Below are 17,400 nucleotides of genomic sequence, written 5' to 3' on the forward strand. Positions count from 1 at the left end.
ACAACGACGACCTTCCACGGTGGTTCCCGAAATTTGAATAAGCTTTTTCATCCCGACCCCATTCGGGGAAAACTGGTCCTCGTGCAGGGACTACGGGCCCTGGCCGCGCTGATGGTGGTCGTTCACCACGCCCAGAACGAGGCTGCGGCCCTGGCCGGGCGGACGGGAACTGACTTCGTCGCACGCCACGGGCTGCCCTGGCCGGCGGGCGTCGACATCTTCTTCGTCATCTCCGGCTTCATCATCGTCCACGCGGCGGCACCGCTCTACGGACGCCCCGGAGCGCGGAGCCGCTTTGCCGCCCACCGCATCGCCCGCCTCGTCCCGCTCTATTGGCTGGTGACCGGGCTCTACCTCGCCCTCGGCCTCGCAGCGCCGGCCCTGCTCAGCGGCGAGGGCGGCGCGCCCGACATCGCACGCACCCTCGCCTCGTTCCTATTCTGGCCGATCGCCCGGCCCGACGGGGCGGTTCTGCCGCTCTACGGCCTGGGCTGGACCCTGAACTACGAGATGGCCTTCTACGCCCTCTTCGCCCTCGGCCTCGGCTTCTCGCGGCGCGGGGCGGTAGCGTGGCTCGCCGGCGCCCTGGTGCTCCTGGTTCTCGCCGGGCGGCTGATGCCCGCGCCACCGGTCCCCCTCGCCTTCTGGTCCGATCCGATCGTCCTCGAATTCGCGCTCGGCGCCGGGCTCGCGCTCCTACGGGCCGAGGGGCTGCGCCTGGGTTCGCCGGTTCGGATCGCGCTCGCCGCGGCGGGTCTGTTCGGGCTTGCCGCCAATGCAAACCTGTCCGCCGAGCCGGTTGCCCGCTTGCTCGGCTGGGGCCTGCCCGCCGCGTTCCTCGTAGCGGCGGCGGTGCTCGGCCGGGACCGGCCCGAGGCCGTGCGCGGCGGGATCGGCGCCTGGTTTCTCGGCGCGGCCGAGCGGCTGGGCGATGCCTCCTACGCTCTCTACCTGATCCATCCCTTCGTGCTGCGGGCGGTCCGCGAGGGGCTGCTGCGCACCGGCCTCGCACCCTTGCTCGGACCCTGGCCGAGCCTCGTCGTGATGGTCGCGTTGACCCTGCCGGCCGCGCTTCTTGTCCACCGGTTGGTGGAGCGGCCCCTGACCCGCCTCGTCCGCCGCGGGCTCGACCCCGCACCCGCTGTCGAGGTGTCGAAAAGCGCCGTGACGCCCGAGAGATGAGGCGGGGATGACAGCGGGATGACGACGTCATGGGCAGTTTTCCCGAACCCCGTTTCGCACTAGCCTCCGGCCGTCACGTCCCTCTCTTCCTCGCACGCCGCGGAGGCCGGCCATGAAGACCCTGCTCGTTCCGGTCACCCTCCACGACGCCCTGCCCTCCGTCTTCGCCACGGCGGTGCTGGTGGCGCGCCGCTTCGGCAGCCTGATCGAGGGCGTGGCCCTGCGCCCGGCGCTCGCCGAATACGTGCCGGTGGACATGGTCGGCGGCATGACGTGGCTGCGCGACGAGGAGGCCGACCAGGCCGAGGCGCAGGATGCGGGGCAGCGCTTCGTGGCGGCGATGGAGGCGGCAGGCCTGCCCCGGCGCGAACCCGGCGCCTCCTGCGCCCCGGATGCGGTGGACAATGCCGGACCGCGCTACCGCTGGCAGCCCGACGTGCCGCCGGGCGACGCCTTCCTCGGCCAGTATGCGCGGCTGTTCTCGGCAACCGTCGTCGGGCGCCCTGGTGCCGATGACGGGTCGCCGCGCATGACCACCTTCGAGACCGCCTTGTTCGAGAGCGGGCGCCCGATCCTGCTTGCACCGCCCGCCGCCCCGGCCTGCCTCGGCGAGGCGGTCCTGATCGCCTGGAACGGCTCGACCGAGACGGCCAGAGCCCTCGCCTTCGCCATGCCCTTCCTGCGGCGCGCCCGGCGGGTGCTCGTGGTCAGCGCCGAGGGCGGCATGGTGCCGGGCCCGAGCGCGGAGGACGTGGCGCGCTCGCTCGCCTGCGAAGGCATCGAGGCCGCCCACAAGGCTCTGCCCGCCGGGCGCCGCACCCCTGGCGAACTCTACCTCGACACCGCTGAATCGTTCGGCTGCGACCTTCTGATCAAGGGCGCCTACACCCAGAGCCGCCTGCGCCAGATGATCTTCGGCGGGCCGACCAGCCACATCCTGTCGCACGCGACCGTGCCGGTGCTGATGGCGCATTGAGCGGCGCGACCGGCGGCTCCAAAGGTTGGCAGCCGAATTTTGCGTTTTCGGCGAAGGCGTTCGCTCAAGTGCGCCCTGGTAGATGACGATCCCGTGGCGCCGCGACGGCGGCCGCGACGAAGGCTCGCGCCGCATTCAATCGTGCCCGTCAGGAGTTGCCAGAATCCGGATCGGCGGCTAAAGTCCTGAAAAGCTTGAAGTTTTCAATCATTCTAATCTGCGTCTGCCTCAAATCGGCCGGTTTCCGGTGGCCTTGAGCGGCGCGAAATGAACGGAGGCTTCGGGCTGCGCGGCTCTCGCGGGCCGGGCTTCCCCGACAGGCACGACAGGTTGCGATCCCGCATGATTGTCTGCTCTTGCAACGTCCTCTCCGACGGACAGGTGCGCGCGTGCCTGCAGCCGGGCCCGGGCTGTCCCCGCACGCCGGCCCAGGTCTATGGCTGTCTCGGCTGCAGTCCGAAATGCGGACGCTGCGCGCGCACCATCCGCTCGATCCTGCGCAACGCCTTGGACGAAGCGCAGGCGCACACCGCCGCGCATGGCGGTGCACATGCCTGCTCGACGGCCTGTGAAGCGTCTTGCAGTTTGGGATCATTCCAAACTACAAGGGAGCCAGAGGGCGTCGCAGCCTGAGACGATCACTCGTCCCGACGCCTCACGAGGAGAGAGGTGAATGAAGGGCGACGCTAAGGTCATCGAGTATCTCAACCGCGGCTTGCGCAGCGAGCTGACGGCGGTCAGCCAGTACTGGCTGCACTTCCGCCTGCTGAACGATTGGGGCTACGTCGATCTCGCCAAATTCTGGCGCAAGGAATCCATCGAAGAGATGAACCACGCGGATCGGTTCATCGACCGGATCCTGTTCCTCGACGGCTTTCCGAACCTGCAGGAACTCGATCCCCTGCGCATCGGCCAGAACGTTCAGGAGATCATCGAGTGCGACCTCGCCGCCGAGAACGAGGCGCGGTCGCTCTATCTCGAAGCTGCCAAGTACTGCGACTCGATCAATGACCGTGTCTCCAAGCGGCTGTTCGAGGATCTGGCCGAGGACGAGGAAGGCCATATCGACTTCCTCGAGACCCAGCTCGACCTGATCGGCCAGATCGGCCTGCCGCTCTATGCCCAGCGCCATGTCGGCGGCCTGGAGCAGATCGCGCCCGAGAAGGAGTGATCCTTCTCTTCCCCTCCCCTCTCGTGGGGAGGGGAGAAAATCGCATCAAGCCGGCGGGCGGCCCACCAGCACCGGCTGCGCGTTCGCCCGCTCGGGGAACAGCGCCTTCAGATCCCGCAGCTTCGGCGCGTCATTGACGGCGATGTAGCTGTTGGTCGGGTGCAGGCTCATGTAGTCCTGGTGATAGTCTTCCGCCGGGTAGAAGGCGCCGCTCTCGACCTTGGTGGCGATGGGCTTCGAGAAGACCTTCGTCCCGTCGAGCTGGGCAATATAGGCCTTGGCGACCTTGGCCTGTTCCGCATCCGCGGGGAACAGCGCCGAACGGTATTGCGGGCCGGTATCGGGGCCCTGCCGGTTCACCTCGGTCGGGTCGAGCGCCACCGAGAAGAAGATCTGCAGCAGCTCGTCGTAGCGGACCAAAGCCGGATCGTAGGTGACCTGCACCGCTTCCGCATGCGCGGTGCGGCCGGTGCCGACCTCGTCGTAGCGGGCGCTCGCCCGGGTGCCGCCGGCATAGCCCGAGACCGCGTTCGTCACGCCTTTCACGTGCTGGAACACACCCTGCACGCCCCAGAAGCAGCCGCCCGCGAAGGTCGCCGTGCGCAGGCCCGAACCCTCCTTAGCGGTCATCGCCGCCTCGGGCAGGCGTTGCCCACCCTCCTCCGCAGAGGCGGGCGCCAGGGGCAGAGCCGCGCCGGCAAGCAGGGCGAGGCCAGCCAAGCCGCCGATGAGGCGGGATGCGCGGGGACGGAAGCGTTCGCTGGTCATGATCCTGAATCCCTCTCGATCCACATGTCAGGCCGGGCCGTCGGCGGCGGGCTCGAAGCGCAGAGACACGCCGTTCATGCAGTAGCGCAGGCCGGTTGGCTTCGGGCCGTCCTCGAAGACGTGGCCGAGATGGCCGCCGCAGCGGCGGCAATGCACCTCCGTGCGCCGCATGCCGTAGGCGCTGTCGACCTGCGTGCCGACCGCGCCGGGCAGCGTTTCGAAGAAGCTCGGCCAGCCGGTGCCGCTCTCGAACTTGGTCTTCGACGAGAACAGCGGCAGGTCGCAGCCGGCGCAGACGAAGCGGCCCGGACGCTTCTCGCCGTTGAGCGGGCTCGTATAGGCCCGCTCGGTGCCGTGCTCGCGCAGCACCTGGTAGGCGGCGGGCGAGAGCCGCGCGCGCCACTCGGCCTCGGACTTCTCGACCTCGAAGCCCGCCGCGGAGGCGGGGCCGGCCATCGCGGATGTCAGGCGGGAGGCCGCAAGGAGGCCCAGCAGCGAGGCTCCGGCACGCAAGGTCTGGCGGCGGTTCATGCGCGAGGACTCCGATGGGCTGCGGTCCGCCGGCTCCGAAGGAAGACGGGCTCCCCCGATGCCGGCAACGTGACGAGGATGATCAATCGCGCGCAATCGATAGCACGAAACCGGTAGGGCCGCCGCGAAGACGAACCGCCGCAGGCCGGTCCGGTCTCGGCGCTACCGGCACAGCCTTGGCGAGTCTCTTCGCCCGGTTGTCCCGGATCCGCCCTCCGTGCCGCGTTGACGCTCGGGGATGCGCACATTACCTCCAATGATCAGCCGGCCAAGACAGGCTCCCAATCAGGCCCTCAAGCCATGCTCGCGGGTGCATCGTCTCACCCGCCCGCCCTCAAGACCGGCGGGACCGTCGGTGCCGGGCCGCTTGGGACCGGTTCCAGGGCCGGCACCCGGGACACGCGATGGATTCCACCCTCACCCAGAACGCCGAGCGCGGCGCTGAGAGCGTCCAGCGGGACGATGCGCGCCGTGCGGTCTACGAGGCTTCGCCGGCATCCGACCCGCGCAGCCCGGTGATGCTGTTTTCCGCCGACGAACCGCTCGCGATGGATTCCGGGGCCCGCCTCGGCCCGTTCCAGATCGCCTACCAGACCGCCGGCACCCTCAACGCGGCGCGTTCCAACGCGGTGCTGATCTGCCACGCGCTCACCGGCGACCAGCATTTCGCGCAGCCCCACCCCGTGACGGGAAAGCCCGGATGGTGGGAAACGCTGGTCGGTCCGGGCAAGCCGGTCGATACCAACCGTTACTTCGTCGTCTGCTCGAACGTCATCGGCTCCTGCATGGGCTCGACCGGGCCCGCCTCGCTCAACCCCGAGACGGGGCGTCCCTACGGGCTCGACTTCCCGCTGGTGACGATCCGCGACATGGTCCGCGCCCAGGCGATGCTGCTCGACCGGCTCGGCATCCCCGACCTGTTCCTCTGTATCGGCGGCTCGATGGGCGGGATGCAGGTGCTGCAATGGGCCTCGCTCTTCCCCGAGCGGGTGTTCGCCGCCATGCCCATCGCCACCGGCGCGCGGCACTCGGCGCAGAACATCGCCTTCCACGAGGTCGGCCGGCAGGCGATCATGGCCGACCCGGCCTGGGAGGAGGGCCGCTATCTCGAGGCCGGCACACGGCCGTCCAAGGGGCTGGGCGTCGCGCGGATGGGCGCGCACATCACCTACCTGTCCGAGCCGGCCTTGCACCGCAAGTTCGGCCGCCGCCTGCAGAACCGGGCGGCGCCGACCTTCTCCTTCAACGCCGATTTCCAGATCGAGAGCTATCTGCGCCACCAGGGGCTCAGCTTCGTCGAACGGTTCGACGCCAACGCCTACCTCTACCTGACGCGGGCGATGGACTATTTCGACCTCGCCGAGGACCACGGCGGCGTGCTCGGCAACGCCTTCCGCGGCTCGAAGACCCGCTTCTGCGTGATGTCCTTCACCTCGGATTGGTTGTTCCCGACCGCCGATTCCCGCGCCATCGTCCACGCGCTGAATGCGGTCGCCGCCCCCGTCGCCTTCGTCGAGGTGGAGAGCGACAAGGGCCACGACGCCTTCCTGCTCGACGAGCCGGCGATGTTCTCCGCCGCCAAGGGCTTCATCGACGCCGCCGCCCGGGCGCGAGGATTGTAGAACACGATGAGCGAGAGCTTCACCGATGCCGCCTCCGGCGTTCCCTGGGAGGCCGCCGAGGCGCTGCCCCGCGGCGAGGGCACGGCGCGCGTCGATCATATCGTCGTGCTCGGCCTCGTGCCGCCGGGCGCGCGCGTCCTCGACATCGGCTGCGGCGACGGCTCGCTGCTGGCGCTCCTGCGCGACCGCCGCGGCGTCGATGGCCGCGGCATCGAATTGTCGCGCGAAGGCGTCAACGCCTGCCTCGCCCGCGGCCTGCCGGTGATCCAGGGCGACGCCGACACCGATCTCGCCAACTACCCCGACGACGCGTTCGACGTCGTGGTCCTGTCCCAGACGATCCAGGCGACCCGTAATCCGCGCATCGTGCTGGAGCACCTTTTGCGGATCGGGCGGCAGGTCATCATCTCGTTCCCGAATTTCGGCCATTGGCGGGTGCGGGCCGAACTCGCCTTCCGCGGGCGGATGCCGGTCACCGAGATCATGCCGGAGACGTGGTACGAGACCCCCAACATCCACCACTGCACGATCCGCGACTTCGTCGGCCTGTGCCGGGATGTCGGCGCCCGCATCGAGAAGGCCACCGCCCTCGATGCGCGGGGCCGGCCGATGCGCTTCTCGATGCCGTGGTGGTTCTGGAACCTGATCGGCGCGCAGGGCGTGTTCCTGCTGCGGCGCGGGGCCGGGCGGGGGTGAGACCTTCGCCCCGGCGAATGGTGATCCTCGGTCCGCCCGGCAGCGGGAAAGCGAGCCTCAGCCCGCCTTCTCCTTCGCTTTCACATAGCTCTTGAGCACGGCATTGATCCGGGATTGATAACCCTTTCCCGTGCCCCGGAAGTGCCTGAGCACGTCGGGATCGAGACGGAGGGTGATCTGCTCCTTGGTCTCTGCCTCGACGGGCTCTGCCGTGTTCCAGAACTCCGCCGGAATTGAACCTGCATCCGGGTCGCTGGCAGCGCGGCGTTCGAGTTCGTCATCGGTCAGCGCCTTGAAGGCGCTGCTCAGCGGCGCGGCGGGCGGCATGTCGTCGAGGCTGTCAAACCGGACGAGTTTGCCGTGCGGTCGCGTAGGCTTTTCGCTCATGTCTGCTCGCCTTCCATGCTGAGATGATGCGAACGTCCCCGTCGCGCAGGGTATAGACCACCCGCAGCACCTCGTTGTCGTACTCCCCAAGGGCGATGAAGCGGCGTTCGCCGTAGTTGCGACGGGTGTCTTCGCGGGTCAGACGGAAGCCCCGAAAAATTTCAGCCGCCTGCCGGAAGCTGATGAGATGCTTGGCTTGGTTGGCCGCATCCTTCTCAAGGTCCCACTGAAAGCCCATGCCCGATCCGTAACTACAAAACGTAGTTCCAACAAGATCGTTTCACGTCGGCCTTATGAGGCTGATGCCATCCTGTCGATGGCCCGGCCTCACAGCGTCCCGGATGTCTCCGGTGCGGGCGTCGAACCGCCCATCGCCACGGCGATCGGGTGGCCGTGGCGGGCGAGGTCGTCCCGGCCCTCCGCCAGCAGCGCGTCGGAGGCCGTCTCGATGCGGCTCTGCAGCTCCTTGAGGAAGGCGGGACGCGCCAGCCCCGGCGGGATGACCGGCAGGAACTCGATCACCGTCGTACCCGGCATCCGGCGAAAGCCGCGACGGCGCCAGTAGAGGCCGGTGTTCAGCGCCACCGGCAGGCAGGGCACGTTCAGCGCCGCGTAGAGGTGGGAGGCGCCCTGCTTGTACGCGGGCGGGGCGCCGGCCGGGCGGCGGGTACCCTCGGGGAAGATGATGAGCTGGCGCCCGTCGCGGATGGCCTGCGCGGCTGCCTTGTTCATCGCCGCCATCGCCCGAGTGCCCTTCGAGCGATCGATCGGCACCATGCCGCCCCGGGCGAAGTACCAGCCGACCACCGGAATCCACATCAGCTCGCGCTTGAGCACGTAGCCGAAATCATCGAACGGGATCGTGAGCGCCAGCGTCTCCAGCGCGGATTGATGCTTGGCGGCGACCAGCAGCGGGCCCTTCGGAATGTTCTCCAGGCCGCGGAACTCGACCCGCGTCCCGCCGATCACGCGCAGCAGGAACACCACGGTGCGGCCCCAGAACTGCGCCACCCGGATCGTGGCCTTGCGCCAGGCAAGCGCCGGACTTCCCAGGATCGCGATCAGGCCTGTCGCGACGTAGAAGGAGAGGTTGAAGGCGAGCGAACGGAAGAGGAGCATCGGTGGTCCGCGTGAGGATGGCGCTCCTTTACCGTGTGCGCCTGCGCTTGCCCACCGCCGGGCCGAGGAAACGCGTCGCGCGGCGTAGCACCCGCCTCCACCGCTTTTCCGGCCGGCCGCCGATCCGATGAAAGGCATTCATCCGGGGGATTCAGCGCACGGTGCCATGATCGGTGATCGATGCAGGGCGGACCGCGGCGATCCTCGGCATACAATATGGTGTCATCTTAGTTTTTGTAATTATAATTATAAAAAATCACATTTGTTACTTGAAATTAGCGACACTGAACGCCGGAGACCGGCGCGTAATCGAATTAGCAAATGAGATTTGCCGGCGAATAGCCTGGCTGTATCAAGGTAGCGAGGGGGACGGATGGGCTTGTTCGAATGCGAGCGAGCCTGTCTCGGAGCGTGCTCGGAGCCGCAGCCATGATCCGTGCCCTGTCGATCCGTGCCCTGTCCTTGCCTGGACAGGCCCCTCCCGCCGCGGTGCCGGATCGCATCGGGGCCGGCCGCAGCTCCGAAGTGTTCGCCGCAGGGCCGGACCGGGTGGTGAAGCTCTACCGGCAGCCCTTCGAGCCGGAGGCGGTTGCGAACGAGTGGGCCGCGAGCCGCCTCGCCCATGGTTTCGGCCTGCCGGTGCCGAAGGCGCTCGGCATCATCCGACGGGCCGAGCGCACCGGGATTCTGTTCGCGCGCCTCGATGGTTCGCCGATGACGGTACGCTATGCCTACAACCCGGTCGGGCTGATGATGGCGCTGCGCCGCGTGGCACGGATTCAGCACGCGATCCATGCCTGTCCCGCCCCCGGCCTGCCCTCGCAGCATGACGGTCTGCGGGCCCAGATCGAGGGCGCGCGGGTGCCAGAGCCCTTGCGGCAGGCGGCGCTCGCCGCCCTCGACCGCCTGCCGAGGGGCGACCGCCTCTGTCACGGCGACGTGCATCCCGGCAACGTGATCGCGACCTCGGCCGGGCTCCGCCTGATCGATTGGCAGAAGGCCGCCGCGGGCGATCCGGCCGCGGACGTGGCCCGCTCCGAACTGGTGCTGCGCTATGGCAAGCTCGGCCCGGCCTGGTTCAGCCGGCTTCGTCCCGTGCGGATGGCGCGCCGGCTGATCGCGGCGTGGTACGTTGGAGCCTACCGCGCGGCGAGCGGCCTACCACGGGAGGCCATCGCCGCGTGGCGCCTGCCGGTCGCGGTCTCACGCCTGTTCGGGCGCCCCTCCGACACCGACGCCGATTTGCTGGCGGCGATCGAAAGGCTGGCGCGCAAAAAACCGGATTTCGAAAAGGCGAGCCTTTTCGCGGGTCCAGGGCAGAGCCCTGGTCGAGGGCCGCCGGAGCAATCTCCCTAAGGCCCCTCGGCCAGCGTCCCCCGCTGACGCGGGTCGGAGGCGCCGGCGAGCAAGCCATCCTCGGCCATCACCGAATTGGCCGAGCCCGAGGTCGCGCCGACCTTCACATTGTGGCCCTTGGCCCGCAGCAGGGCCAGCGTATCGGGGGAGACGCCCTCCTCGGCCATCAGCACGTCGGGCTGCCACTGGTGGTGGATGCGCGGCGCCGCGACGGCCTGGGCGAGGTTCATGCGGAAATCGAGCACGTTCACGATGACCTGAAGCGTGGTCGTGATGATGCGGCTGCCGCCGGGACTGCCGGTGACGAGAAACAGCTTGCCGTCCCGGAACACGAAGGTGGGTGTCATCGAGGAGAGCGGGCGCGCGCCCGGCGCCACGGCGTTGGCCTCGCCGCCGACGAGGCCGTAGGCGTTGCGCGCGCCGGTCTTGGCGGAGAAGTCGTCCATCTCGTTGTTGAGCAGCACGCCCGTCCCTTCGGCGACAAGTCCGATCCCGTAGGAGAAGTTCAACGTGTAGGTGTTAGAGACGGCGTTCCCCTCCGCGTCCACCACCGAGAAATGCGTGGTCTGATCGGACTCGTAGGGCAGCGGGTTGCCGGCGCGCACCTCGGCGGCAGACTTTGCCCGCTCCGGATCGATCTTCTCGCGCAGGGTGGCGGCATAGGGCTTGGCGGTCAGCCCCGCGACCGGAACCTGCGTGCGCGACGGGTCGCCGAGCCAGGTGGCGCGGTCGGCATAGGCCGGCTTCATCGCCTCGGCGAGCGTGTGCAGCGCCCCCGCGCTGCCCGCGCCCATGCCGGCAAGGTCGTAGCCTTCCAGGATGTTCAGGATCTCGATGAGATGCACCCCGCCGGAACTCGGCGGCGGCATCGAGACGATCTCGTAGCCGCGATAGGTGCCGCGCACCGGCGTGCGGATCTCCGGCCGGTAGGCGGCGAGGTCGGCCGCAGTCATAATCCCGCCCGCGCCCTGGACGGAGGCGGCGATCTTGTCAGCGATCGGCCCCACGTAGAAGGCGTCCGGTCCCCGCTCGGCGATCGCCTTCAGGGTGTCGGCCAGATCGGTCTGGCGCAACGTCGCGCCGCGGGGGAGCACGTGGTCGCCTTCAAAAAACACCGCCCGGCTCGACGGCCATTGCCCGAGCAGGCCGGACGCCCGCGGCAGGGAATCGGCCAGCCCCGATTCGACCGGGATGCCGTCGCGGGCGAGCTTTTCCGCCGGGGCGATGAGGTCGGCCAGCGTGAGCTTGCCCGAGCCGTAGCGCCTGTGGGCCTCGGCGAGGCCGCGCACCGTGCCGGGCACCCCCACCGCCTTGCCGGTCCGGGTGGAGGCGGCGCGGTCGGGCTCCCCTTGCGGGTTCAGGAACATGTCGGCGGTGGACGCGGCCGGAGCGGTCTCGCGGTAGTCGATCGCGATGGTTTCCCCAGCGGCGTCCTTCGCTGCTTGCTGACCCGTTTCCTTGTCCGCCTCCTTGGCCGCGGCGCGGTGCACCATCATGAAGCCGCCGCCGCCGAGATTGCCCGCCCGCGGCAGGGTGACGGCGAGCGCGAAGCCGACCGCCACCGCCGCATCGACGGCGTTGCCACCCTTCCTCAGGATCTCGACGCCGACGCGGGTGGCGAGCGCGTCCTGCGACGACACCATGCCGCGCCGGGCAAGAACCGGCAGCAGGCGGGCCTCATCCGACTGGATCGGCGGCGGTTCGGGCGCGGGCGGCACCGCCTGCGCCTGCGCCTGGGCTTGGGCTTGCGCCTGGGCCGGAAACGGCACCGCCAGGGAGGCGACGAGGAGAAGTGCGAGGGCGGAGCGAACGGGTGAAGTCGGGCTCATGCCCCGAGCTTATCGCAAATGCGGGGCGCAGCCACGCTCCCCGCGAACGACCATTTGTCCTTCGGCGCGCCCCATGCGGGACGAGGCGCGCCTTGTTCGGGCACCGTTGCGTGGGACGCCGGCCAGCGCCTGTCGCGGCGAAGTTCTATCGCCCGCTCAAGGCCGGCCCGCCCGCAGTGCCCCCGGTGCCGGGCGGCCCGCTGGTGGGCGTGCCGCCGATCACGGCGCCGGGCGTGCCGCCGACGACGGCCGGCTTGTTGGGGGTGCCGACCGGGGCGCCGGCCGTGCTCGGGCCGGGGACCGGCTGTGAGCCCGTGGCCGAAGCCTTCGGGCTCGGCGGCGAGGGCTGTGCATCCGCGCCGGCCTCAGCCATGGCGGCCGCCGGGAGGCTGACTATCAGAGCCAGCGCGATCGTCGTGAGCCGCATGAGATGTCCTGTCCGAGGCAAAGGGTGTCCCTCAACCCGGCGGAGCCGGGAAAGTTCGCCTCGGCCGATCACGATTGTCCTCGGCTCGAGAATGCGCCTCGACGCGGCGGACACCGGTTCGGCGATCGGACAGCGCGCCGAAGCAATAGCCGCCGACGCCGACCTGATGGCATCAGGCCGGCGCGCTAATCCACTGTTCTGATGGGTATTCTTTCGAAGGAGCGGTGACCGCTTCGTCGGAATCCGCCCTAGCGATAGCCGAGCCGGTAGCGGGGGGCGGACCCGGCCCGGTCGTACAGGTGCGGCTCCGTGCGCCGCATACGGCGGATCCGGTGCTCGGCTTCCGTCGGCTGGTGATAGCGCAGCGATTCCTGATGCGCGTGGAAGTGATGATCCCAGTGACTCGTGCTGGGATGCCAATCCACGCTCTGGGCCGGGTTACCGGCTATGACGTCCGGCTGGGGTAGGGCGGGAGCGGCAGAGGCCGCCGTTACACCGAGGGAGCCGAGCATGAGGCTAGCTGCGAGGATGGGGACGATCCGCATCGCTTTGTGTCTCCTCCACGCACGATGATCGCGCGTTCCAATATGTCATAAAACGTTCACAAACCGATTTTTCGTCCCGTGCGCTCGGAGGGAGCCGTGACAAAAATCTTAAAAATGATCGGAATTTAATGGGCGGCGTGCCCTGCCGCACCGGCTCGGACCCTCCGTCCTGCGCGCCCGGACGATTCGCGCGCTGCGTGTCCCGCTGGATCGGCGTTCAACGCATGTCGGGCTTCAAAGGGAGGCTTGGCCAAGTGCCGTCCCGCCGTCGCTCGGCGGCTAGGAGGCAGGCATCAGAATGCCGGCGCCTGGCCCCCGAACATGCGGAGGCGTGACGCCGGCACCGGTCGTGATGATGTGGGGGACTGTGACGGCTGGCGCCGGGCTCGGACCTTCGCCAGCCGGACGCGCGGGTTAGGCGGCGTCTTCGGTGTCGTCGCCGTCGAGGATCGTCTCCAGATCGCCGGTGAGTGCATCGAGTTGATCGGCGCTCGCGCGGATCTTGAACTTCGTTCCGTCCTCGGCTTCCACCGCGATCTCGATGTGGTCCTCGACCTTGGCGGCGAGCGCCTGCTTGAGCGTATAGGTGGTCACGTCCTTGGCCATTCGGCTTCCTGTCGGCGGTGTGTCGTTGGGAGGTGGGAAGCGCCGTAAGGCGGAGTCGTTCCCTCGATCGTCCCGTCATCGGCGTCTGCGGCCTGCGACCCGTTAAGTCGGCCTTGATGGCTTCGGGGGCATCTCGCCGCCATGAACGCGCCACGGCTTCTCCTTGCCCTGTTCGTGATCGGCGGCAGCCTGGGCGCCGACGCCGCGGCGGCGCGCACGCGCGATCTCGGAGATCTCGAAGCGGCCTGGCATGACTGCGTCCGCGAGGCCTATATCCGGCAACCGCCGGGCCAGAGCCGGGCCGGGGCGCAGCGCAACGTCCTCGACGAGTGCCGGGAACACGAGGACCAGTTGGTGGCCGCCACCATGCTCGAACACGCCCGCGAGGACGAGGCCGCGCGACGGGCCGGCCTCCCCCTGACGGCTCGGGCGGGCGCCTGGGCCGCCTCCGTCGCGGCCTACGTCGTCGATCCCGTCACATCCTGGCTGCAGGGGTGGCGCTAGAGCGCATTCCGACGAAGGGGCCACCGGTTCGCCGAGAGAAGGCGCGTCACGACAAGGACCGGTGGCCGGACACGGCCCTGGAGCATGACCCCGGCCGTCGTCGCCCGCTTTCGCGAAGAACGATGCGTCCGGGACAGGCTCCGATCGGGCCGCGCCGAACCCGGCCGCCGATCAGAAGCGGTAGCCGATGCCCGCGCCGATGATCAGCATGTCGAGCCGCACCGTGGTGGTGCCGGAACCGATCCGGGAGACCTGCGGCGGCAGGAAGATCTTCTTGATCTCCATGTTGGCGTACCAGTTGCCGCTGAGGTGATAATCGAAGCCGGCCTGAAGCATCGGCCCCAGTTGCGGATCGGCCTTCATCTCGGTGATGAGGGGCTTGGCCGGCTCGTAGGCGATCGGGTGGGTGTAGCCCGCGCCCGCGCCGATATAGGGGTTGAAGGGGCCGTGCGGGAGGAAGTGGAACTGGACCGCGCCGGTCATGGCGAAGCTCCAGGTCGAGCCAATCGTCAGGTCGCCGATCAACGACCCGCGGATCGAGGTCTTGGTCGAGACCACGCCGAGCTGACCGGCCACCGCGAAATGATCGGACAGGAAATACGTCACGTCGAGATCCGGCAGGGCCCGTGCCGGGGTGATGACGCGGCCGCCGATCGGCTCGACCCGGGAGAACTGGCCGACCGGGATGGAGCCGACGACGCGGCCGCGGACCAGGAAGCTGCCCGCGGTCAGCCCGCTTTCGGGAACCGTATTCATTGCCGGCTCGGCGGCCTGAGAGGCGGCGGAGACCCCGATCAGGCCAACCCCGAGAACGCCGAACACGGCTGCGAGACGGCTCGATCGCGCCGCCATCGGCTTCGCCCCCGACGCCCCGCGCCGAACGGGTCTCCGTCTGCGCGGCGCGCAGGCGCGACGACGGTCCCGCCCGGAGGACGGAAGGGACGAGGCAGGCTGGTCGAGCATGGGTTCTGTTTTTCGAATCTCGAGGAAAATCGTTTCGGCGCGCCTCACGGCAGGCCCGCGCACGAACCGTTTTTCTGGTGCCGCGGCGGTTCGACGGTCGTTCCGTGCGGGACGGTCAGGCCGGTTCGGATCGCGGCTGGCCGACGACCTGGATGGCCTCCATGGCCTCGCGAAGCCCGGAGGACGGCTCCGCTCGGACGGCTCGGGTGTCCGGCGGAGGCGGTGACGGGGCGAGACACACGCGATTGCGGCCGGCTCTCTTGGCGGCGTAGAGGGCCGCGTCCGCCCGGGACAGGGCGGCGTCGATCCGCTCCTCGCCGGCGGCGACGACCGCGACCCCGATGCTGGCGGTCACGGTCACGGCCGCTCCGTTCACGGTGAAGGGCTGCCCGGCGGCGGACTTTCGCAGGCGCTCGGCGACGGTGGCGGCCGCGGTGGCATCGGCTTGGTCGAGCACGACCAGGAACTCCTCGCCGCCCCAGCGGGCGACGAGGTCGTCCTTGCGCATCACGCCGCGCAATCGCTCGGCGAAGCCGACCAGGGCCGCGTCGCCACCGTCATGGCCGTAGGTGTCGTTGATCGCCTTGAAGTGGTCGATGTCGGCCAGCAGGATCGCGCATCGCGGCGGGGAAGGCGACAGGCCGGCCCGCTGGCTCAACGCCGCGAACAATCCGCGCCGGTTCGCCAGCCCGGTGAGGGGGTCGGTGTCGGCCAGGCGACTGAGCTTCAGGTGCGCGCGCTCGCTCACCATGGCGAGATAGCCGACCTGGATGAAGACGCCGCACCACAGATCGAACAGCAGCGAGTAGATACCGCTCTCGGGCGATGCGAGGCGCTCGTTCGCGAAATGGATCACGCCGATCGTCAGCAGGAAGGCAATGAAGTATCCGCCGAAGCCCAGGAGGACGATGTACTGTGTCCACAGGCGCATCGAAGCGGGTGTTCTCAGGATTTCCCACATACACAAAGCTGTGCTCAGCGCGATGCACACGAACACGACGCTCAGGCTCCAAGTCACCGATGCCCCGATCTGGGGCAGGATGCCGTAGGACAGGCCGCTGAGGAGTGCGAGCCCGAGGGTCTGCGGGAGGAGGGGCGCACGCTCATGGAAGAGGCGCAGGCCGGCCCAGGACACGGCGAGGCTCGCCCCGTACAGGATGTAGACGATGCTCCCTTTGACGGCATTCAGCGGCACGCTCGGCGGATCTCCGAGCATCAGCAACGACCCGATCAGCGAGCAGCAGAGCGCACCGGCCCAGACCCCGAAATAGATCTCGCGCGGATGCCGCAGCAGGGTGACGAAGAACACCAGAACAAAAGCAAGGCGACTGCTGATGCTGGCGACCTGAAGGGTGTTTAAGTCGAGCATGACCGTCCAGGCCCTTTACGGATGACCCGCGCGTGGGAGCGCTCCTGCCTCGGAGCGGATTGCCCGTTCGGCGAAGGGCCCATCGGAACAGCGGTCCGGAGCCGATCCCGGTTGTCCCGGCCGCGGGAGCTGGGCGGCAAGGCGCATCATGGGACCGGGTGATCCGACGATTTCGCGGGTGGTCCGGCCTCGCCCGATCGCAGCCGGTGCGCCTGCTCGCTCAGGAGCGCCGTCGCGACCGCGCCCGCCACGGGCCGGCTGAACAGGAAGCCCTGCAGCTCCGTGGCGCCGATCTCGCGAAGCATCCGGGCTTCGTCCTCGGTCTCGATCCCCTCGGCGGTCACCGCCATCCCGAAATGACGGGCGATGTCGTGCATCGTCCGGACCAGGAACCAGCTCTCGCGCGCCTCACCGAGGCCTCTGATGAACGTACGATCGATCTTGAGCCTGTCGAAGGCGAAGCGCTGCAGGTAGCCGAGCGACGAGAAGCCGGTGCCGAAATCGTCGAGGGCGATGCTGACGCCGAGGGCACGGAGGGCCGCGACGCCCTCGAGCGCGACGGCAACGTCCCCCATCAAGACCCCTTCGGTCAGTTCCAGTTCGAGCCGGCCCGCCGCCAGTCCGCTGGCCCGCAACGCGGCGACGACCCGGTCCGCGAAGCCCGGATCCTGCAGTTGAACCGGGGAGACGTTCACCGAGACCCGGCAGAAGTCCGGCCAGACCGCCGCCTGCCGGCAGGCGGCCTCGAGAACCCAGGCTCCGATCGGACGGATCGCGCCCGTCTCCTCGGCCAGGGGGACGAAGTCGGCCGGTGATACCGGCCCCAGGGACGGGTGCTGCCAGCGCAGCAACGCCTCGCAACCGGTGATCGCCCCCGTCGCCGCGGACACGATCGGCTGGTAGGCGAGCGAAAACTCCCCCCCGGCCAGGGCCGCCCGGAAATCCTTGGCCTTCAGATCCTTGATGCGAGCCGGGACCCGCGGAGCGCCCCCGCTGCCTGTCGCGGAGCGCTCCAGGTCAAGACGCGGCGCCGTCACACCGGCCACGCCCGAGAGCTGGACCGGATCGATGCCCGGCCTGTCTTCCGCACGATGCAGGCGCTGCGACGAAACAGCGGGCTCGCTTCTCATGGAAAGAGCTTCATGAAGAATGCTGTACGCATCGGGGGTCGAGCCGCTCTCACGCTTGTTTCGAATCATCGGCTATCGGACGTTCAAGCCAACAAAAGATAAGACGCAGAGCCTAAGGAAAAGTTATCGTATGTTTATGGAATTTTCCTCCCGAGTGACCCTTAACAAATCCTAAAGTACCGCAAGGTGCTGGAGATGTTTGTTCCGAAGTTATGTAGG

General features: G+C 68.8%; 20 protein-coding genes. 8 read left to right on the forward strand and 12 right to left on the reverse strand.

Annotated elements, in window-relative coordinates:
• The first annotated feature begins 81 nt into the window (after nucleotides 1-81).
• The 4 genes from M2437_RS24185 (at nucleotide 82) to bfr (ending at nucleotide 3,329) form a co-directional block, all read left to right on the forward strand.
• The gene (locus M2437_RS24185; RefSeq protein ID WP_253388891.1) at nucleotides 82-1,182 is read left to right on the forward strand and encodes an acyltransferase family protein; all 1,101 of its coding nucleotides are present in this window, start codon (nucleotides 82-84) and stop codon (nucleotides 1,180-1,182) included.
• 112 nt (nucleotides 1,183-1,294) lie between these two features.
• Complete coding sequence (locus tag M2437_RS24190; protein ID WP_253388892.1) at nucleotides 1,295-2,158, forward strand: universal stress protein; 864 nt, start codon at nucleotides 1,295-1,297, stop codon at nucleotides 2,156-2,158.
• A gap of 342 nt (nucleotides 2,159-2,500) precedes the next feature.
• The gene (locus M2437_RS24195) at nucleotides 2,501-2,791 is read left to right on the forward strand and encodes a (2Fe-2S)-binding protein (RefSeq protein ID WP_015950660.1); all 291 of its coding nucleotides are present in this window, start codon (nucleotides 2,501-2,503) and stop codon (nucleotides 2,789-2,791) included.
• A gap of 40 nt (nucleotides 2,792-2,831) precedes the next feature.
• Complete coding sequence (gene bfr, locus M2437_RS24200; protein ID WP_003604433.1) at nucleotides 2,832-3,329, forward strand: bacterioferritin; 498 nt, start codon at nucleotides 2,832-2,834, stop codon at nucleotides 3,327-3,329.
• Between the two features lie 45 nt (nucleotides 3,330-3,374).
• On the opposite strand, the gene msrA is transcribed toward bfr, so the two are convergent.
• Both msrA and msrB read right to left on the reverse strand, forming a co-directional pair.
• A complete protein-coding gene (gene msrA / locus M2437_RS24205) occupies nucleotides 3,375-4,097 on the reverse strand; it encodes a peptide-methionine (S)-S-oxide reductase MsrA (protein ID WP_253388893.1) in 723 nt (240 codons plus the stop codon).
• Between the two features lie 27 nt (nucleotides 4,098-4,124).
• A complete protein-coding gene (gene msrB, locus M2437_RS24210) occupies nucleotides 4,125-4,628 on the reverse strand; it encodes a peptide-methionine (R)-S-oxide reductase MsrB (protein WP_056506727.1) in 504 nt (167 codons plus the stop codon).
• Between the two features lie 404 nt (nucleotides 4,629-5,032).
• On the opposite strand from msrB, the gene metX reads away from it, so the two are divergent.
• Nucleotides 5,033-6,250: a homoserine O-acetyltransferase MetX gene (gene metX, locus M2437_RS24215; protein ID WP_003604427.1), complete on the forward strand. Its 1,218-nt coding sequence runs from the start codon at nucleotides 5,033-5,035 to the stop codon at nucleotides 6,248-6,250.
• 6 nt (nucleotides 6,251-6,256) lie between these two features.
• A complete protein-coding gene (gene metW / locus M2437_RS24220) occupies nucleotides 6,257-6,946 on the forward strand; it encodes a methionine biosynthesis protein MetW (protein ID WP_003604426.1) in 690 nt (229 codons plus the stop codon).
• 57 nt (nucleotides 6,947-7,003) lie between these two features.
• Here the strand turns inward: metW and M2437_RS24225 are convergent, their stop codons facing one another.
• The 3 genes from M2437_RS24225 to M2437_RS24235 form a co-directional block, all read right to left on the reverse strand.
• Nucleotides 7,004-7,333 carry a BrnA antitoxin family protein gene (locus M2437_RS24225; protein ID WP_012253336.1) on the reverse strand — a complete coding sequence of 110 codons (330 nt, stop codon included), beginning with the start codon at nucleotides 7,331-7,333 and terminating at the stop codon, nucleotides 7,004-7,006.
• Nucleotides 7,287-7,571 carry a BrnT family toxin gene (locus tag M2437_RS24230; RefSeq protein ID WP_253388894.1) on the reverse strand — a complete coding sequence of 95 codons (285 nt, stop codon included), beginning with the start codon at nucleotides 7,569-7,571 and terminating at the stop codon, nucleotides 7,287-7,289. Before M2437_RS24230 ends, M2437_RS24225 begins: the two co-directional genes overlap by 47 nt.
• An 89-nt stretch (nucleotides 7,572-7,660) precedes the next feature.
• Nucleotides 7,661-8,452: a lysophospholipid acyltransferase family protein gene (locus M2437_RS24235; RefSeq protein ID WP_253388895.1), complete on the reverse strand. Its 792-nt coding sequence runs from the start codon at nucleotides 8,450-8,452 to the stop codon at nucleotides 7,661-7,663.
• Nucleotides 8,453-8,881: 429 nt separating this feature from the next.
• Here M2437_RS24235 and M2437_RS24240 point away from each other — a divergent pair, with 429 nt between their 5' ends.
• Nucleotides 8,882-9,808 carry a phosphotransferase family protein gene (locus tag M2437_RS24240; protein WP_253388896.1) on the forward strand — a complete coding sequence of 309 codons (927 nt, stop codon included), beginning with the start codon at nucleotides 8,882-8,884 and terminating at the stop codon, nucleotides 9,806-9,808.
• Here the strand turns inward: M2437_RS24240 and ggt are convergent.
• The 4 genes from ggt to M2437_RS24260 form a co-directional block, all read right to left on the reverse strand.
• Nucleotides 9,805-11,637, reverse strand: coding sequence for a gamma-glutamyltransferase (gene ggt / locus M2437_RS24245; RefSeq protein WP_253388897.1), 1,833 nt, complete (start codon nucleotides 11,635-11,637; stop codon nucleotides 9,805-9,807). The genes M2437_RS24240 and ggt overlap by 4 nt on opposite strands.
• Before the next feature lie 145 nt (nucleotides 11,638-11,782).
• Nucleotides 11,783-12,064, reverse strand: coding sequence for a hypothetical protein (locus M2437_RS24250; protein ID WP_253388898.1), 282 nt, complete (start codon nucleotides 12,062-12,064; stop codon nucleotides 11,783-11,785).
• 248 nt (nucleotides 12,065-12,312) lie between these two features.
• Complete coding sequence (locus tag M2437_RS24255; protein WP_253388899.1) at nucleotides 12,313-12,609, reverse strand: hypothetical protein; 297 nt, start codon at nucleotides 12,607-12,609, stop codon at nucleotides 12,313-12,315.
• A 414-nt stretch (nucleotides 12,610-13,023) separates the two neighbouring features.
• Nucleotides 13,024-13,215 carry a hypothetical protein gene (locus M2437_RS24260; RefSeq protein WP_003603979.1) on the reverse strand — a complete coding sequence of 64 codons (192 nt, stop codon included), beginning with the start codon at nucleotides 13,213-13,215 and terminating at the stop codon, nucleotides 13,024-13,026.
• A 141-nt stretch (nucleotides 13,216-13,356) separates the two neighbouring features.
• Between M2437_RS24260 and M2437_RS24265 the strand changes: the two genes are divergently transcribed.
• Nucleotides 13,357-13,719, forward strand: coding sequence for a hypothetical protein (locus M2437_RS24265; RefSeq protein ID WP_056111406.1), 363 nt, complete (start codon nucleotides 13,357-13,359; stop codon nucleotides 13,717-13,719).
• Nucleotides 13,720-13,890: 171 nt separating this feature from the next.
• Here the strand turns inward: M2437_RS24265 and M2437_RS24270 are convergent, their stop codons facing one another.
• The 3 genes from M2437_RS24270 to M2437_RS24280 form a co-directional block, all read right to left on the reverse strand.
• A complete protein-coding gene (locus M2437_RS24270) occupies nucleotides 13,891-14,571 on the reverse strand; it encodes an OmpW/AlkL family protein (protein ID WP_253388900.1) in 681 nt (226 codons plus the stop codon).
• 226 nt (nucleotides 14,572-14,797) lie between these two features.
• A complete protein-coding gene (locus M2437_RS24275; protein ID WP_253388901.1) occupies nucleotides 14,798-16,051 on the reverse strand; it encodes a GGDEF domain-containing protein in 1,254 nt (417 codons plus the stop codon).
• A 146-nt stretch (nucleotides 16,052-16,197) separates the two neighbouring features.
• Nucleotides 16,198-17,181, reverse strand: coding sequence for a putative bifunctional diguanylate cyclase/phosphodiesterase (locus M2437_RS24280; RefSeq protein WP_253388902.1), 984 nt, complete (start codon nucleotides 17,179-17,181; stop codon nucleotides 16,198-16,200).
• Between the last annotated feature and the right edge of the window lie 219 nt (nucleotides 17,182-17,400).

Origin of the sequence: Methylorubrum pseudosasae, assembly GCF_029504475.1 — a bacterium.
In the GTDB taxonomy this organism is placed as follows: Bacteria; Pseudomonadota; Alphaproteobacteria; order Rhizobiales; family Beijerinckiaceae; genus Methylobacterium; species Methylobacterium extorquens.

Coding starts and splice junctions, on each gene's coding strand:
- M2437_RS24190 (WP_253388892.1), top strand. CDS start 1,295: ATGAAGACCCTGCTCGTTCCGGTCACCCTCCACGACGCCCTGCCCTCC.
- M2437_RS24195 (WP_015950660.1), top strand. CDS start 2,501: ATGATTGTCTGCTCTTGCAACGTCCTCTCCGACGGACAGGTGCGCGCG.
- bfr (WP_003604433.1), top strand. CDS start 2,832: ATGAAGGGCGACGCTAAGGTCATCGAGTATCTCAACCGCGGCTTGCGC.
- msrA (WP_253388893.1), bottom strand. CDS start 4,097: ATGACCAGCGAACGCTTCCGTCCCCGCGCATCCCGCCTCATCGGCGGC.
- msrB (WP_056506727.1), bottom strand. CDS start 4,628: ATGAACCGCCGCCAGACCTTGCGTGCCGGAGCCTCGCTGCTGGGCCTC.
- metX (WP_003604427.1), top strand. CDS start 5,033: ATGGATTCCACCCTCACCCAGAACGCCGAGCGCGGCGCTGAGAGCGTC.
- metW (WP_003604426.1), top strand. CDS start 6,257: ATGAGCGAGAGCTTCACCGATGCCGCCTCCGGCGTTCCCTGGGAGGCC.
- M2437_RS24225 (WP_012253336.1), bottom strand. CDS start 7,333: ATGAGCGAAAAGCCTACGCGACCGCACGGCAAACTCGTCCGGTTTGAC.
- M2437_RS24230 (WP_253388894.1), bottom strand. CDS start 7,571: ATGGGCTTTCAGTGGGACCTTGAGAAGGATGCGGCCAACCAAGCCAAG.
- M2437_RS24235 (WP_253388895.1), bottom strand. CDS start 8,452: ATGCTCCTCTTCCGTTCGCTCGCCTTCAACCTCTCCTTCTACGTCGCG.
- M2437_RS24240 (WP_253388896.1), top strand. CDS start 8,882: ATGATCCGTGCCCTGTCGATCCGTGCCCTGTCCTTGCCTGGACAGGCC.
- ggt (WP_253388897.1), bottom strand. CDS start 11,637: ATGAGCCCGACTTCACCCGTTCGCTCCGCCCTCGCACTTCTCCTCGTC.
- M2437_RS24250 (WP_253388898.1), bottom strand. CDS start 12,064: ATGCGGCTCACGACGATCGCGCTGGCTCTGATAGTCAGCCTCCCGGCG.
- M2437_RS24255 (WP_253388899.1), bottom strand. CDS start 12,609: ATGCGGATCGTCCCCATCCTCGCAGCTAGCCTCATGCTCGGCTCCCTC.
- M2437_RS24260 (WP_003603979.1), bottom strand. CDS start 13,215: ATGGCCAAGGACGTGACCACCTATACGCTCAAGCAGGCGCTCGCCGCC.
- M2437_RS24265 (WP_056111406.1), top strand. CDS start 13,357: ATGAACGCGCCACGGCTTCTCCTTGCCCTGTTCGTGATCGGCGGCAGC.
- M2437_RS24270 (WP_253388900.1), bottom strand. CDS start 14,571: ATGGCGGCGCGATCGAGCCGTCTCGCAGCCGTGTTCGGCGTTCTCGGG.
- M2437_RS24275 (WP_253388901.1), bottom strand. CDS start 16,051: ATGCTCGACTTAAACACCCTTCAGGTCGCCAGCATCAGCAGTCGCCTT.
- M2437_RS24280 (WP_253388902.1), bottom strand. CDS start 17,181: ATGAGAAGCGAGCCCGCTGTTTCGTCGCAGCGCCTGCATCGTGCGGAA.